12 protein-coding genes are annotated in these 14,133 nt (G+C 66.9%); 3 read left to right on the top strand and 9 right to left on the bottom strand.

Annotated elements, in window-relative coordinates:
• Positions 1–28: 28 nt before the first annotated feature.
• The 3 genes from BM252_RS18280 to BM252_RS18270 form a co-directional block, all read right to left on the bottom strand.
• Positions 29–955: an EamA family transporter gene (locus tag BM252_RS18280; RefSeq protein ID WP_093389103.1), complete on the bottom strand. Its 927-nt coding sequence runs from the start codon at positions 953–955 to the stop codon at positions 29–31.
• A 143-nt stretch (positions 956–1,098) separates the two neighbouring features.
• Complete coding sequence (locus tag BM252_RS18275) at positions 1,099–3,273, bottom strand: FUSC family protein (RefSeq protein WP_093389102.1); 2,175 nt, start codon at positions 3,271–3,273, stop codon at positions 1,099–1,101.
• Positions 3,274–3,475: 202 nt separating this feature from the next.
• Complete coding sequence (locus tag BM252_RS18270) at positions 3,476–5,161, bottom strand: M14 family zinc carboxypeptidase (RefSeq protein WP_093389101.1); 1,686 nt, start codon at positions 5,159–5,161, stop codon at positions 3,476–3,478.
• Between the two features lie 188 nt (positions 5,162–5,349).
• Here BM252_RS18270 and BM252_RS18265 point away from each other — a divergent pair, with 188 nt between their 5' ends.
• Entirely contained in the window at positions 5,350–6,123 is a 774-nt protein-coding gene (locus BM252_RS18265) for an MBL fold metallo-hydrolase (protein WP_093389100.1), read from the top strand.
• 84 nt (positions 6,124–6,207) lie between these two features.
• Here the strand turns inward: BM252_RS18265 and BM252_RS18260 are convergent, their stop codons facing one another.
• From BM252_RS18260 to purB, 6 genes are all read right to left on the bottom strand, one after another.
• Entirely contained in the window at positions 6,208–6,777 is a 570-nt protein-coding gene (locus BM252_RS18260) for an NADPH-dependent FMN reductase (protein WP_093389099.1), read from the bottom strand.
• Positions 6,778–6,966: 189 nt separating this feature from the next.
• Positions 6,967–9,120, bottom strand: a complete 2,154-nt coding sequence (locus tag BM252_RS18255; protein ID WP_093389098.1) for a S46 family peptidase — start codon at positions 9,118–9,120, stop codon at positions 6,967–6,969.
• A 247-nt stretch (positions 9,121–9,367) separates the two neighbouring features.
• Positions 9,368–9,934, bottom strand: a complete 567-nt coding sequence (locus tag BM252_RS18250; RefSeq protein ID WP_093389097.1) for a YceI family protein — start codon at positions 9,932–9,934, stop codon at positions 9,368–9,370.
• A gap of 57 nt (positions 9,935–9,991) precedes the next feature.
• Positions 9,992–10,540, bottom strand: coding sequence for a YceI family protein (locus tag BM252_RS18245; protein ID WP_093389096.1), 549 nt, complete (start codon positions 10,538–10,540; stop codon positions 9,992–9,994).
• A gap of 24 nt (positions 10,541–10,564) precedes the next feature.
• Complete coding sequence (locus BM252_RS18240; protein WP_093389095.1) at positions 10,565–11,089, bottom strand: cytochrome b; 525 nt, start codon at positions 11,087–11,089, stop codon at positions 10,565–10,567.
• 145 nt (positions 11,090–11,234) lie between these two features.
• The gene (gene purB, locus BM252_RS18235; RefSeq protein ID WP_093389094.1) at positions 11,235–12,611 is read right to left on the bottom strand and encodes an adenylosuccinate lyase; all 1,377 of its coding nucleotides are present in this window, start codon (positions 12,609–12,611) and stop codon (positions 11,235–11,237) included.
• 255 nt (positions 12,612–12,866) lie between these two features.
• On the opposite strand from purB, the gene BM252_RS18230 reads away from it, so the two are divergent.
• Positions 12,867–13,433, top strand: coding sequence for a hypothetical protein (locus BM252_RS18230; RefSeq protein ID WP_093389093.1), 567 nt, complete (start codon positions 12,867–12,869; stop codon positions 13,431–13,433).
• Positions 13,434–13,482: 49 nt separating this feature from the next.
• A complete protein-coding gene (locus BM252_RS18225) occupies positions 13,483–14,091 on the top strand; it encodes a glutathione S-transferase family protein (protein ID WP_093389092.1) in 609 nt (202 codons plus the stop codon).
• Positions 14,092–14,133: the final 42 nt, after the last annotated feature.

Here is a 14,133-nt window from a genome sequence, read left to right as displayed (position 1 = left end):
ACCTGGCGGCATTGCGGCTAGCCGCCGTCTAGCGCCGCAGCGCGGCTGCCCAGCGCGCGCCGAACATCACGCTGAGCAGCGCGGCGACGATGCAGGCGATGCCGCCCCACTGCCAGGCGCTGATCACGTCGCCCAGCACCAGCATGCCGGAGCTGATGCCGACCACCGGCACGCCCAGGCTGAACGGGGCGACGCGGTTGACGGCGTGGCGCTTGAGCAGGCCGGTCCACATGGCGTAGCCGAGGATGGTGGCCATCCAACCCAGATAGGCCAGCGAGGCCAGCGCGGTGGGCGAGGCGTGCAGCCACTGCCAGCGCGTGGCCGGCTCGTCGAATGCCAGCGACAGGCCGATGAAGGGCACGATGGGCACCAGGCTGCTCCACACCATGAAGGGCACCACCTCGAACTGCGGGGTGGATTGCTGGGCGCGGCGCACGACGATGTTGGAGGCGGCCCACATGGCGGCGGCGGCCAGGCACAGCGCGAAGCCGGCCGGCGTGGTCACCTGGCTGTGGCTGTGGCCGGGGGCGAGGTAGTTCATGCCGAAGCAGGCCAGGCCCAGCGCCGCCAGGGTCAGGCCGATTTGCAGCGGACGGTTGGCGCGCTCGCCCAGCAGCATGAAGCCGAGGAAGGCGGTGAAGAACACCTGCGTTTGCAAAATCACCGAGGCCAGCGAGGCCGACATGCCGACCTTCAGCGACAGGAACAACAGGCCGAACTGACCGACGCCCTGGGTGCAGCCGTACAGCAGTATCCACTTCCAGGCCAGCTTGGGCGGCCGCACAAACAGCACCAGCGGCAGCACGGCGAACAGGTAGCGGCCGGCGCCCAGCTGGAACGGCGTCAGCTCGCGCAGGCCGAACTTCATGGCGATGAAATTGGTACCCCAGATCAGTACGACACACAATGCCGCGATTAGATCGCGGCCGGACAACGGCGAGTTTTCTCTATTCATCCCCGGATGATGGCACGAAGCGCGCGATCGGGTCTAGGGTGACATCGTGGGAAGCCTGTCGCGGCGGGGACGATCTAGGGTCAGACCCTAGCGCCAAGGCGGGGAGTCTGACCCTGGAGTGCTGTCCTTGGCGGCTCTCATTTTCAGGCCGGCGCGACGTCGCGCACGATCGCCTGGCTGTGGACGATGATCTTGTCGGCGTCGGCCTGCAGCAGGCGGATGCGCCGCTGCACCAGCGGCCAGCCGCTCCACGGCACCTGCGGCGTCGCCGCGGCCGTGGCGGCATCGCTGGCGCCGCTGGTGCCGTGGAGCGGCAGCGCCACCGTCTGGCCGTGCTGCTGCAGCGCGCGCGCCAGGATGCCGCAGACCTGGTCGTGGCTGTGCGCGAGCATGGCGTTGACGGCGGCCACCGGCAGCTCCTTGGCGTGGCGCCGCAGGATCGAGCGCAGCGCCGCCACGTGCGCCACCAGCAGGTAGTTCTGCACGATGAAGAGGTTGATGTCCTCCACCGCGCGCTGTTTGCTGTTCGGCTCGTCGAGCATGCGCACCAGCGCGGAGCTGAGCGCGGCCAGGCTGTCCATCAGGCGCTTGCGCTCGATGCGGTAGGCGAAATCGTCCTTGCCCTTGCCCTGCAACAGATCGAAGCTGGCCTGCACGTAGCGCAGGTTGACGCCCAACACCTCGCGGATCAAGCGTGGCAGGCTTTGGTATTCCCAGTTGGCCAGCACGAAGCTGAAGGCGGTGGCGACGGCGGCGCCGATGAAGGTGTCGGTCAGCCGTTCGATGATCAGGTTCTCGTTGCCCGGCGCGATCAGGTGCATCTGCAGCAGGATCATGATGCTGACGGCGATGGCGGCGTAGCGGTAGCGCAGGTAGATGAAGGTCGGCGTGGCCACCGTCGACAAAATCAAAATGCCGAGGATGGCGCCCGGATAGTTCAGGTACTTGATGATGATGGCGGTGACCACGCAGCCGATGATGGTGCCGACGATGCGGTCGCTGCGGCGCTGCTTGGTCATGCTGAAGCTGGGCTTGAGGATGATGACGATGGTCAGCACGATCCAGTAGCTGTGCGCGGCGTAGGGCAGCTGGGCGGCCACCAGCAGGCCGACCGAGATGGCCATCGCCACGCGCAGCGAGAAGCGGAAGATCGGCGAGTCCAGCCGCAGGTGCGACAGGATCATCTGCAGCTCGTACTTCTGCTGCGACAGGAAGGGGCCCATGTCGGCGTCGCTCCAGAACGGCGTGCTGGTGTAGGCCTTCTGGCTGGCCTGGTGCAGCTCGCCGATCATCTTGGCGATGGCGCGGATCTTGTTGCGCTGGGCGCGCAGCACGGCCAGCGCCTCCTGCGCCGGCTTGCCGGCGTCGACCCGCGCCTGCAGGCGGATCAATTCGGCCTCGATGGCGTCGAGCTCCGGCGCGTAGCTGATGGCGGCGTAGGAGACGCGCTTGCGGGTCACAGCGTAGGCCACCGACTCGATGTCGCGCGCCGCCTTGTAGGCGATGTCGTGCAGCGTTTTGAGCACAGGCGAATCGGCCAGGTGCAGGCGCAGCTGGGCGTAGTCGGTGTGGGTCGAGAGGATCAACTCGTACAGGTCGAGCATGCAGACGTGGACCTGGACGACGATGGCGTCCTTGCTGTTCAGGTGGCTGCGCAGGATCAGGTCGCGCGAGGCCTGCTGGCGGTCGGCCAGCACGCTCTGCTGGCGCACCAGCTTGTTGAACTGCTCGCTGAGGTTGTAGCGGGTGTCGTAGAAGTCGGCCTTGATGTCGATGTAGGCGGCCAGCTCGAACAGCGCCTCGGCCAACACCTGCTGCTTGATGCGGTGGCGCAGTATCCACGACACCGCCATCGAGTAGGCCAGGTAGGCCAGCGCACCGACCGTGAACAGGCCGGTGTGGACGAAGGACTCGGGCATCGTCATCTCGTGTTCCATCGACATGGTCATGATGAACAGCGTGGCCAGTTGCAGCGGCATCGACTTCTTGCCGTAGACGACCATCATGCAGGCCATGAAGCTGAGCAGCACCAGCATGGCCATCAGCAGCCAGTAGATGGGCGCGCATAGGCTGATGAGCAGGGTGACGGCGCTGCACAGCAGCACCGAGGCGGACATTTCGTTGAACTTGTGGCGCAGCGGGCTGGGCATGTCCATCAGCGCGGTGCACAGGGCGCCGATGCAGACCGTCATGGCGGTCGTCATGTCGGCGAACTGCAGGGTGATCAGCGTGACGCCGACCAGGCCGGCGGCGAAGCGCAGGCCGAGATAAAAGTAGTGGCTATAGAAAAACGTGCGCAGGTTGAGTGCGTAATGCATGGCTGTGACCTTGTGGGCAGCGGAAAACCAGAATGCTGGGAATGCTGGAATTACTTGTGGCTTACTCGCGGCATCCATGGGTGGGACGCCGCACGAAAACCACCGCGCCGGGATCGCCGGCGCGGTGGTGGGACTAGTTATTGTTGTTGTGGCTGGTTTTGCCCGGCGCGGGCCGTCGGCCCGGCCGGGGCGCGGCGTCGGCTTAGAACACCGACAGCACCGGGTAGCGGCGCCATTCCGGTTCGGCGTGGCGCTTGCCGTGTTCGAAGATGAAGCCGAGCACCTGCTCCTGGTCGGCCAGCAGCGCCGGGTTGGCCGTCTTCCATTGTTCGAACTTGGCCTTCAGCTCCGGTTCGGTCTCCAGCATCTCCAGTGCCAGGTCCTCGAAGACGTAGTCGGAGAAGGCTTCCTTCTTCTCCAGCACGCTGTTGAAGAAGCCCCAGCGGAAGAAGCTGTCGTGGCCCTGCGGCTCCAGCGTTTCGACGGCGTAGCGCGCGTTGGCCTGGTTCAGCGGAATGTAGAAGTCGCCAGGTTGCAGCACGAAGCTGCCGTGGCGCGCCTCCAGCTCCACCGTGTCGTGGAACATATGGCCCTCGTAAGCCTGCGGGCGCGAGCCGACGGCGGCGATGTGGTAGTACTGCGCGTCCACGGTGGTGGCCTCGGCGATGCGCGTCATCTCGACGCCGTTCCATTGCAGGCGCTCGATGGCCTCGCGCCAGGCCTGCGGCACCACATAGGCTTTCGGCGTGCGCACCACGGCGTCGGCGACGAAATTGCTGTAGTAGGGGATGTCGCGCTCCCACGGCTGGTTGCGGTCGTAGGACAGGCGCTGGTAGTCGCCCAGCAGGCTGGCGCTGCGCTTGGCGGCGTAGCCCTTGAAGCGGAAGGTGCTCGGATTGGCCTCGTCCATCTTCCAGCTGACCGGCCAGTGGCTCTTGGTTTTGGCCTGCTCCTTGGCCTCGGCGCGCAGCTGGCGGATCTGCGCGCCGTTGGCGACGGTGAAGGCCATGGTCACGTCGAGCAGGGCGCGCATCGACTCGTAGCGGTCGGCGAAGGGCTTCAGCATGTGGGTCTCGGGCATGAAGCCGATCACGTGGTGCAGGGCGGCGAAGCCGGTGGAGAAGCGCGGCACCTCGAGGAACTCGGCGATGCCGTCGTCCGGGCTGTCCTTGACCGGGTTGACGTAGGGACAGGTCGGCCAGCCCTTGGCCTCCATCTGCGCGAAGATGTGCGGCAGCATGGTGTGGCGCAGGAAGGGACCGAGGCCGTCGCCCAGCTTGTCGGCCTGGGTGTGGATCAGGGTCATGGTGTACGGGTAGTCGGCGCCGTTCGACGTATGGGTGTCGACCATCACGTCCGGGTCCCAGCTGGTGACGAGCTGGTTGAACAGCTTGGCGTTGAGCGTGTCGCACTTGACGAAGTCGCGGTTCAGGTCGAGGTGGCGGCTGTTGCCGCGGAAGCCGAACTGCTCCGGGCCGTCCTGGTTGACGCGCGAGGTGTTGGCGCGGTTCAGGCTGCCGTCGACGTTGTAGACCGGCACGAACAGCAGCACCGTCTTGCCCAGCGCGGCCAGGCGCGCCGGCTCGAAGCACAGGTCGCGCACGATGGCCATGCAGGCGTCGATGCCCTCGGGCTCGCCGGGGTGGATGCCGTTGTTGTTGAAGAAGACGGGGCGGCCGGCGGCCTTGATCTGCTCGCGGTCGAACACGCCGTCGGCGCTGACCACGCCGGCATGCACGGCTACACCGCCGTCGGACACGCCGATCTGTTCGAATTTCAGGATCTTCGGGAAGCGCTTGGCCAGCTCCTGGTAGAAGGCGATGCACTCGCTCCACAGGGTGGTCTGGTTGTGATTGCCTTTTTCGTAAGGCGTGAGCATGTCATGCATGGCGGTCTGGATCTCAGAGGGATGAATGGGGAGGAAACGCGCACTGGATAAGCACGGTGCCGGGGGAGGAATTGTAACATCCGTGCCGCATTTTTGAGCGCCCGCCGGGCGCTTGCGTTGGCGCAAACGGAGCCGGCCGTATCGCTGCTATTGATGGTGTTTCGGGTCTGTCGGGGCGGGAGGCGATCATGTACAAGCATTGGAGCGCGGCGCTGGCGTTGCTGCTGATGGGCGCGCTGTTGCTGATGGCCGTGCTGCGCGAACTGGCCAGCGAGGCGCAGCGCCACATGGCGGCGCCGCCCGCCATGCGCCTGCTGCCGGCCGTCACGGTGGCGCCGGCCGGGCCCGGCAGCGTGGTGGTGCAGCCGGACGGCACGGCCTTGATCCGCTTCTTCGGCATGACGGTATTGGCAGGCAACGTGAAGTTTCCGGCGGCAATGCCGGCGGCGCCCGCCGAGGGCGTCGACCTGATCGTGCTGCCCCAGGTCGAGCAGGCCCAGCTCGATTGGCTGGACGGGCTGGCGCGGCGCGCCGGCGCGGTCGCGGGCGGCGGCGCTGGCGGCCGGGCCGATATCGTGGCGGCCGAGGCAGCCGCCGCGCGGCTGCGCCAAGCCGGCGTCGCCGGCGTGCGGGCGCTGCCGCTGTGGCAGGCGCTGGAGCTGCGCAAGGGCAAGGTGGCGCTGCGGCTGACGGCGATGCCGGGGCGCCGGACGGCCGAGTTGCGCGGCGGCTTCATGCTGGACTTTTCCAGCGGCCGCAAGTTCTACCGCATCTATGTGAGCGGCGAGGCGATGGCGGCCGAGGACGTGGCCGAGCTGCCGCAGCGCTTCCCCGGCGCCCAGCTGGCCCTGCTGCAGGCCGACGACGCGCCCATCCTGGCGACCCTGCAGGACGACGCCGGTGGTGCCAGCCTGCAACTGCTGCCCGGCGCCCGCTACGCCTTCACCCCCTTAAGGCGCTAATCCGGCCCACCGGCGGTTGCGTCATAGGGGCAGACCCCGAATGGGGTCTGACCCTGGTGTGGCTTGGGGGTTGCAGTGCTCGACTCAGGTTTTCTTGGCGTTGGTCTCGACCCAAGCGGCGAAGGTGGTGGCGAATTTTTGCAGGAACTCGCCGGTCGACGCGTTGGCCAGCTTGCCGTCGTCGCCGAACAGCTTGGCGGCGCCGCCGATATAGGCCTCCGGTTGTTGCAGCAGCGGCACGTCGAGGAAGACCATCGACTGGCGCAGGTGGTGGTTGGCGCCGAAGCCGCCGACCGCGCCCGGCGAGACACTGACGATGGCGCCCGGCTTGCCGCCCCACACGCTGGCGCCGTACGGGCGCGAGCCGACGTCGATGGCGTTCTTCAACGCCGCCGGCACCGAGCGGTTGTATTCGGGCGTGAAGAACAGCAGGCCGTCGCAGGCGGCGACCTGCTGGCGGAAGGCGCTCCAGGCGGCCGGCGCGGTGGCGCCGTGCTCCTCCAGGTCCTGGTTGTACAGGGCCAGCGCGCCGATGTCGACGAACTCGACGCTCAGCGTCGGCGGCAACAGCGCGGTCAGCGCCTGGGCCACCTTGCGGGTGTAGGAATCCTTGCGCAGACTGCCGACCAGCACGGCGATTTTTTTCACGGACATGTTTGTTCCCTTCAAGACGATTGATCGGGCTTGCACTTCTCTCAATGTAGCCCATTTTGCCGCGCCGGCGGCGGACGTTAGCGCACGCGTCGGCGGCGGTCTTGCGCGTCGGCAGCGATGTTTGCCGGGGCGTAAAAAAACCACGCCGCGTTGCCGGGGCGTGGTTTTCGGTTCGGGCGAGGGGGCCGCTTAGTTGGCGCCCATCTCCTTGAGCAAGTTGTCGGCGTGGTCGACGTGTTTCATGTTCCACAGCATGTAGCGCAGGTCGACCTGGATGTCGCGCGTGTTGGCCTTGTTGTAGTCCCAGTCCGAGATGATCGAATCGAGGGTGCCGTCGAAGGCCAGGCCGATGAACTCGCCCTTGGCGTTCAGCGCGGCCGAACCGGAGTTGCCGCCGGTGATGTCGAGCGTGGCCAGGAAGTCGACCGGCACGGTCTTCAGCTTGCTATCGACATACTTGCCGAAGTCCTTGGCCTTGATCGCCGCCAGCTGCGCCGCCGGGGCGTTGAACTCGCCCTTGCCGGTGGCCTTGGCCAGCACGCCGTTGACGGTGGTGAAGGCGCTCCAGGTGGTGCCGTCGGCGCCGTGGTCGCGGCCGGCGATGTTGCCGAAGGTGACGCGCAGGGTGCCGTTGGCGTCCGGGTAGACGGCCTGGCCGCGGCTGTTCATGAAGGCGATCTTGGCCTTCATGTAGTTGGCGTAGGCTTGCTGGATGTTGCCGCCCAGTTCCTCGTCCTCGGCCTCTTCCTTCAGGTCGGCCGGCGACATGGCGACGGCGGCCTTGATGAAGCTGTCATTGCTGGCCAGGAAGTCGGCCGGCTTGCGTTCCAGCCAGGCGGCGCGCTCGGCCTTGTCGCCCAGCTTGCTGCCGGCGTACAGGGTGGTCAGCGCGGTTTTCAGCTGTTCGGCGCTCATGCCGTCCTGGATGCCGACGACGGCGTCGAAGGCGGCGTTGCGCTGGGCCTTGGGCTGGGCGGCGTACTTGCTCAGCGAGTGCATGACCAGGGCCTGGTCGACCTTTTCGTCGTAGTTGCGCACCAGCGCGGCGACACTGGCCTTGATGCGCGGCAGGTCGCGGTCCTGGAAGCCGGCCTTGCGCTCGGCGTCCGGCTTGGCCGTCTCGTTGGCCAGGCGGTACAGGGTGCGCGCGGTGTTGAGCAGGCGCGGCTTGCTGTAGCCGAGGAAGAAGTCGCGCTTGGTGTCGCTGTCGCGCTGGGCGATCAGTTGCTCGATGCGTTCGATGTCGGCGGCGTACTCGGCCTTGCGCGCGGCGTTGGCGTTGACCCAGGCCTTCAGCTCTTCATGCTGGGCGGTTTTGCGCGCCAGGATGTCGCTGCCGGCGTAGGAGTCCAGCATGCCTTGGCGGTTCTTGTAGTAGTTGTTGGTGCTGGCGACCTGGGCGGCGTATTTCAGCGCCGTGTCCTTGTTGTCGGCCGTTTCGCGGGCGATGATCGCCAGGTTCTCGCCGGACATCTTGACGTAGGCCGGGTAGTTCCAGCCGAAGGTGAAGGCCACCTCGGACGGCAGGCGGTGGCGGTTGGTGCGGCCGGGGTAGCCCAGCGCCATGACGAAGTCGCCCTCCTTGACGCCTTCCTTGGCCAGCTTGAGCACGTGCTGCGGCAGGTAGGGTACGTTGTCCTTGCTGAAGTCGGCGGCCTTGCCGTCCTTGCTGACGTAGGCGCGGTAGAAGCCGTAGTCGCCGGTGTGGCGCGGCCACATCCAGTTGTCGGTGTCGCCGCCGAACTTGCCGACGCCGGCCGGTGGCGCGTGCACCAGGCGCACGTCGCGGATTTCCAGTTGCTTGATCAGGTAGAACTCCAGGCCGCCGTAGTAGGCCGACACGGTGCAGCGGTGGCCGGCGTCCTGCTCGCAGTCGGCCACCAGCTTCTTCTGGTTCTGTTCGATCGCGTCGCTGCGCTTCTTGCCGCTCAGCTTGGCGACGTCGGCGCTGACGATCTTGCCGCTGACGTTGGTGACGGCCTTGGTGACGTAGACGCGGCTACCCGGCGCGGCCGGCAGTTCCTCGCCCAGGCTGTGCGCCAGGAAGCCGTTGGCCAGCAGGTCGCGCTCGGGCGTGGAGTTGTGCGCCACGCTGTTGTAGACGCAGTGGTGGTTGGTGGCAACCAGGCCCTGCGGCGAGACGAAGGAGGCCGAGCAGCCGCCCAGGCTGACGATGGCGCCCATCGGGAACTCGGTCAGCTTGGTCAGGGTGGCGGGGTCGAGCTTGAGGCCGGCGGCCTTGAGTTGCTTGGCCACTTGTGGCAGCTGTTGCGGCATCCACATGCCTTCGTCGGCGTGGGCGGCGGTGCTCAGGATGGCGAGCGCGATCAGGGATTTTTTCATCGGAGTGTTGTATTTGGGCAATGGAAATGCCCGCCGTGGCAGGGCACGGCGCAGCGACCGAGAGTATCCCCACGCTTGACGTATTCGTCAACCGGATTTTGCTTGCTGAAATGGCAATGGGCCGGCGGCGGCGATGCTACACCGCAGAGCCTAGCGCCAAATGAAACCGCCCCCGCGATCCGGTGGGCCGGACGGCGGGGGCGGCGGGCGCCGGCGCGGGGCCGGGCGCGGCGGGCTGGGCGTTGGCTTAGTCGGCCTTGATCGCCTCGACCTGGATGGCCAGCTTGACCTCGGGCGCGAAGGCCGGGGTGGCGTAGTTCAGGCCGAAGTCGGTGCGCTTGAACTCGGCGATGGCGTTGGCGCCGCACACTTCGCGCTTCAGGCGCGGGTGCATGATGCACTTGAACTTGTTGACGGTCAGCGTGACCGGCTTGGTCACGCCGAGCATGGTCAGTTCGCCGTCGACCGAGACCAGCTTGTCGCCGTCGAACTTGAGCGACTTGCTCTTGTAGCTGACGGTGGGGAACTTCTCGACGTTGAACATCTCGGCCGACTTGGCGTGGCTGTTCATCTTGTCGAAGCCGAAGTCGATCGAGGCGGCGTCGATGCTGATGTCGAGCGTGCCGGTTTTGGCGGCGCGGTCGAGCGAGACGGTGCCGCTGGTCTTGTCGAACTTGCCGCGCCAGACCGACAGGCCCATGTGGTCGGCCTCGAAGCTAGGATAGGTGTGGCTCGGGTCGATGTTGTAGGTGTCGGCGAAGGCCGAGCCGGCGCATGCGGCGAGCAGGGCGGCGGTGAGGAACTTGAAATGCATCGTGTCTCCGTTATCGTTACAAGTTGCGGTGGGTGGTGCGGGGTGTGCGGGCGGGAATTACTGGCCGGCGACGACGTGGAACTTGATGGTCACCTCGTCGGCGACCATGCCGGTGTCCTTCCATTCGCCTTCGCCGACGTTGAAGGCCAGCCGCTTGATCGGCAGCGCGCCCTCGAACACCTGCTTGGCGCCGTCGGCCTTGACGCTGAGCGGGAAGCTGACGTCGGCGCTCTTGCCCTTGATGGTCAGCTTGCCCGTCACGTTGAGCTTGCCGGCGCCGGCGCTCTTGATGCTGGTCGAGACGAAGCTGGCCTTGGGGAAGGCGGCCGAGTTGAACCAGTCCTTCTTCGCCACTTCCTTGTTCATGTCGGCGTCGCCCAGGTCGAGGCTGGCGGTGTCGATCTCGACGCTGGCCTTGGCGGCGTCCGGCGTGGCGGCGTTGTAGTCGATGGCGATGCTGTATTTCTTGAACTTCGATTCGACCGGCACGTTCATTTGCTTGAACACGGCCGACACGCTGGTCTTGGCCGGGTCGGCCTTGAGCAGGGTGGCGGCGCCGGCGGCCAGGGAGACGCCGAGCAGGGTGGCGAGGACGATTTTCTTCATGTGGGTGGCTCCGGGGATAAGGGGTTAGGGCAGCATGCGGCGCAGCACGCCGTCGCGGTCGATGAACTGGTGCTTGAGCGCCGCCAGCACGTGGCCGACGACGGCGGCCGCCATGCCCATGGTGAGAACATAATGGACGGTTTTTAAGATCGGCTTAAGCTCGGCGTTGGCCTCGATCAGGGTGGGCAGCGGGATCAGGCCCAGGTAGACCACCGGCACGCCGGCGGACGACGAGTACAGGTAGCCGGACAGGGGCACGGCGAAGATCAGCAGGTACAGCAGCAGGTGGGTGGCGTCGGCCGCCATGGCCTGCCAGGCCGGCATGCCGAGCGGGTGCGGCGGCGGCCGGTTGGCGCGGCGCCATAGCACGCGCAGCACGGCCAGCAGCAGCACGGTGACGCCCAGCCATTTGTGCCAGGAATAGTATTTCAGCTTGGTGGGGGTGATGCCGTGGATCTCGGTCATCGTCAGCCCGAGAAAGAAGGCGGCGATGATCAGCAGCGCGGTCAACCAGTGGATGAGCATCGCGGTCTTGGTGTAGCGTTGCATCGGCAACTCCTTCAATAATAGTACGTGTTAGGACTAATATACCAAAGAAATGCGATGTGTGCTGGCGCGAACGAATTCGACGTGTTGCCGGCCGGCAGGACGCTGGAGCAGGGTGCCCCAGGTCCGGCCGGCGGTCAAGCGGAGTTTAGATCGCGTGGGCGAGCTGGGCGGCGATGCCGATGTAGTTGGCCGGCGTCATCGCCAGCAGCAGCTCCTTGGCGTCCTGCGGAATGGCCAGGCCGGTGATGAACTCGCGCAGCGCGTCCTTCGAGATGCCCTTGCCGCGCGTCAGTTCCTTCAGCTGCTCGTAGGGGTTCTCGATGCCGTAGCGGCGCATCACGGTCTGCACCGGCTCGGCCAGCACTTCCCAGTTGGAGTCGAGGTCCAGCGCCAGGCGGGCGTGGTTGACCTCCAGCTTGTTGAGGCCGCGCAGGCAGCTGTCGTAGGCCAGCAGGGTGTAGCCGAAGCCGACGCCGATGTTGCGCAGCACGGTCGAGTCGGTCAGGTCGCGCTGCATGCGCGACACCGGCAGCTTCTCGGACAGGTGCTTGAGCACGGCGTTGGCCAGGCCCAGGTTGCCCTCGGAGTTCTCGAAGTCGATCGGGTTGACCTTGTGCGGCATGGTCGACGAGCCGATCTCGCCGGCCTTGGTCTTCTGTTTGAAGAAGCCGAGCGAGACGTAGGTCCAGATGTCGCGGTTCAGGTCGAGCAGGATGGTGTTGGCGCGGGCGAAGGCGTCGAACAGCTCGGCCATGTAGTCGTGCGGCTCGATCTGGATGGTGTAGGGGTTGAACACCAGGCCCAGGCGCTGCTCGATGACGTTCTTCGAGAAGTTCGGCCAGTCGAAGTCGGGGTAGGCCGACAGGTGGGCGTTGTAGTTGCCGACGGCGCCGTTCATCTTGCCGAGGATCTCGACGGCGGCGATGCGCTTGACGGCGCGCTGCAGGCGGGCGACCACGTTGGCCATCTCCTTGCCCAGGGTGGTCGGGCTGGCGGTCTGGCCGTGGGTGCGCGAGAGCATCGGCACGTCGGCGTTGGCGTGGGCGATCTCGGTCAGGCGGGCGACCAGGCCTTGCAGGGCCGGCAGCATGACGCCGTCGCGGGCGGCCTTGAGCATCATGCCGTGCGAGGTGTTGTTGATGTCCTCGGAGGTGCAGGCGAAGTGGATGAACTCGGAGGCGGCGACCAGCTCCGGCACGTCCTTGACCTGTTCCTTGAGCCAGTACTCGACGGCCTTGACGTCGTGGTTGGTGACCGCTTCGATTTCCTTGATGCGGGCCGCGTCGGCCTCGGTGAAGCCGCTGGCGATCTTGTCGAGCAGGGCGCTGCCGTCGGGCGAGAAGGGCTGGATCTCGGCGAAGCCGGCCAGCGACAGGGCTTGCAACCAGGAAATCTCGACCTTGACGCGGTGGTGCATGAAACCGGCTTCGGACAGGATGGGGCGCAGCTTGTCGGTCTTGCTCGCGTAGCGGCCGTCGAGGGGGGACAGGGCCGACAGCGTGGAATAGGGAGTAGTAGTCATGGGGACGGGGACGCAGGTTAAGAAAACTGGTTGACGATGCGGCGTGGGCCGGGGCGGCGGGGCGCCGGCCACGCAATCGGGCAAGACGCGATTTTACCACCGGCCGGCGCGCGGCCCGGCGGCGGCGTGGTTTGGCGTGGCGCCGGCGCCGCGCCGGCGGCGGCCCGCTTGCGCGGAAGCGCCCCGTGCGCTATCGTCGCGCCATTCCGGCCGGCGCGCCCGCGCCGGCCCGCCTTTCGACTGGAAGCCTTGCCCATGCGCCCATCCGCCGCCCTGTTGTTTTGCCCGCCGCTGGCCCTGTGCCTGCTGGCCGCCTGCTCCGAGGCGCCGCCGCCGGCGCCGCCCTACCCGTCCATCAGCGCCGGCTGCGCGCAGTGGCAGGACAGCGCCAGCCTGGCCGTGGCCGACAGCATCCACCTGAACGTCGCCGCGCCACGCACGCTGGAGGACGGCGGCATCGAGCTGGTGCTGGCCTATTTCCTGCCGGCCAACAGCCGCGCCGACCTGGAGCGCACCGGCTTCGAGCTGACCGTGCCGCACGGCGCCGCCATCGCCAGCGGCCGCATCGGCCAGGTCGAGCGGCTGATCCCGCCGGTCGGCAAGGACGGCCCGATCGTGCTGCCCGGCCTGCCGCCACGGCTGCTGGGCGAGGCCTACGGCGCCGACGTCATCTACCGTTTTCCGCTGCGCTTCGCCGGCCCGCTGCCCGAGCGCTTCGACCTGACGCCGCCGGCCATGACGGTGGGCGGCGTGCGTTATCCGATGCGCACGCTGACCCTGCGCCGCTTCGCCCAGCGCGGCGCCTTCGGCCTGTGCTCCTAGCCGGGGCGCCGATGCTATACTGCTACTTAATCTTCTACTAAAAGCATCTATGAAACTAATCGGTTCCCTCGCCAGCCCCTACGTGCGCAAAGTGCGCGTCGTGTTGGCGGAAAAGAAGCTCGACTGCCAGTTCGAACTGGAAAACGTGTGGGCGGCGGACACCAGCATCCAGACCGTCAACCCGCTGGGCAAGGTGCCCTGCCTGATCATGGAGGACGGCAGCAGCATGATCGACTCGCGCGTGATGGTCGAGTACCTCGACACGCTGACGCCGGTGTGCAAGCTGTTGCCGCCGAACGGACGCGACCGCGCCGACGTCAAGTGCTGGGAGGCGCTGGCCGACGGCGTGCTCGACGCCGCCATCCTGGTGCGCCTGGAGCGCACCCAGCGCCCGGCCGAGCTGCAGAGCGAGGCCTGGGTCGAGCGGCAGATGGGCAAGGTGGCGCTGGGCCTGAGCTCGATGGCGCAGCGGCTGGGCGAGTCGCCCTTCTGCGCCGGCAACCACTACACGCTGGCCGACGTCGCCGTCGGCTGCGCGCTGGGCTGGCTGAGCTTCCGCTTCCCCGAGATCCTGTGGCGCGACGACCACCCCAACCTGGCCAAGCTGTTCGACAAGCTGTCGGAGCGGCCGTCCTTCAAGGACACGGTGCCGCAGTAGGTCGCGGCAGACGCGCCGCCGGATCGTTCCGGCGGCGTTTTT

Origin of the sequence: Rugamonas rubra, assembly GCF_900114705.1 — a bacterium.
Classification (GTDB): Bacteria; Pseudomonadota; Gammaproteobacteria; order Burkholderiales; family Burkholderiaceae_D; genus Rugamonas; species Rugamonas rubra.
Note: the sequence above shows the minus strand (reverse complement) of the source record. Positions and strands in the feature narration are given on the sequence as shown.